The organism is Azospirillum griseum, assembly GCF_003966125.1.
Lineage (GTDB): Bacteria > Pseudomonadota > Alphaproteobacteria > Azospirillales > Azospirillaceae > Azospirillum > Azospirillum griseum.
Genome location: NZ_RXMA01000094.1, coordinates 1 through 1,379 on the forward strand (window position 1 = coordinate 1; position 1,379 = coordinate 1,379).

A 1,379-nucleotide genomic window follows, 5' to 3' on the forward strand; every position below is an offset into this window, starting at 1 on the left:
TGAGGTGATGTGGTGGACGGCCCTTTCACCGGGGAATGGTGTCAAGCTGAGGTCGTTGAAGAAACCACCTTGCAGGAGCGGCTGATGACCACGCTGGCGACGATCGGTCTGGATCTGGCAAAGAATGTTTTTCAGGTTCATGGGATCACTGCGGAGGGAAAGGTTCTGGTTCGCCGACAACTGCGTCGTGGAGAAGTGTTGAAGTTCTTCCAGGGCGTTCCGCCGTGCCTGGTCGGGATCGAGGCGTGCGGCACGGCGCATCATTGGGCTCGGGAGATCGCGGCCTTGGGGCATACGGTGAAGTTGATGCCACCGGCTTACGTCAAACCCTATGTGAAGCGCGGCAAGACCGATGCGGCGGACGCCGAGGCGATCTGCGAAGCGGTTACCCGACCGACGATGCGCTTCGTTGCCATCAAGACGACCGATCAGCAGGCCGCTTTGATGTTGCACAAGACTCGCGATCTTCTGGTTCGGCAACGGACGATGCTGGTTAACGGGTTGCGTGGGCACCTCGCGGAATTCGGTATCGCCGCGGCCAAGGGGCCGGGTGGTGTGAAGACCGTGATCGAGGCGCTGCATGAAGCGCAGGATCAACTGCCGGAATTGGCTCGGCTGGCGCTGCACGGGATCGTCGAGCAGCTTGGTCACCTCGGCACCGAGATCGAACGGTTGGAGGCGCGCATCCTGGCTTGGCATCGCGCCAGTGATGTCAGTCGGCGCTTGGCAACCATTCCCGGCATCGGTCCGATCACCGCCAGTGCGATCGCGGCGGCTGTGCCCGACGGAACCTTGTTCCGATCCGGTCGCCAGTTCGCTGCGTGGCTTGGTCTGACGCCGAAGGCGCACAGCAGCGGCGGCAAGGAACGACAAGTTGGCATCAGCAAGCAGGGCGATGGTTACCTGCGACGCCTGCTCGTCGTCGGCGCCACGGCGGTCATGCGACTCGCCCGCAAAGACAACGCCAGCCGAAGCTGGGCGACGAAGCTGCTGGAGCGCAAACCAGCAAAATTGGCCGCCGTGGCCTTGGCCAACAAAACCGCCCGCATTGCCTGGGCGGTGATGACGCGGGGAAAAACCTACGAGGCGCCGGCCGCCGCGTAGTCGGTGTTCACCCGGCGAAGCGAGAGATTGCTCGGCGGGTGGATGTGCCAGGGTGATGAGACGTGATGACGAACCGGCTGGGCCGGGGATCGATCAAACCCACCGGGACCAAGCGCCATCGAGCGCGTTGAGGTGATTTGGGCTTCGATCCGCGGAATTCATCAAGGCCAGCAGCCACCGGCTGCGACAACAGGTCGGACACATGGATGCATCCTATCGACCGTCACTACGGATTTCACTCTTGCACCGGAAGGGCCGTCCACACATGGCCCCGG

General features: G+C 62.8%; 1 protein-coding gene. It reads left to right on the top strand.

All coding sequences use genetic code 11. From position 1 onward, the window contains the following. Nucleotides 1-84 precede the first annotated feature (84 nt). On the top strand, nucleotides 85-1,104 hold the full coding sequence (locus EJ903_RS26280; RefSeq protein ID WP_126620810.1) for an IS110 family RNA-guided transposase: 1,020 nt from the start codon (nucleotides 85-87) through the stop codon (nucleotides 1,102-1,104). Nucleotides 1,105-1,379 lie beyond the last annotated feature (275 nt).

Bases quoted from the DNA above. Each gene is read 5' to 3' on its own strand.
- EJ903_RS26280 (WP_126620810.1), top strand. From the start codon at position 85: ATGACCACGCTGGCGACGATCGGTCTGGATCTGGCAAAGAATGTTTTT.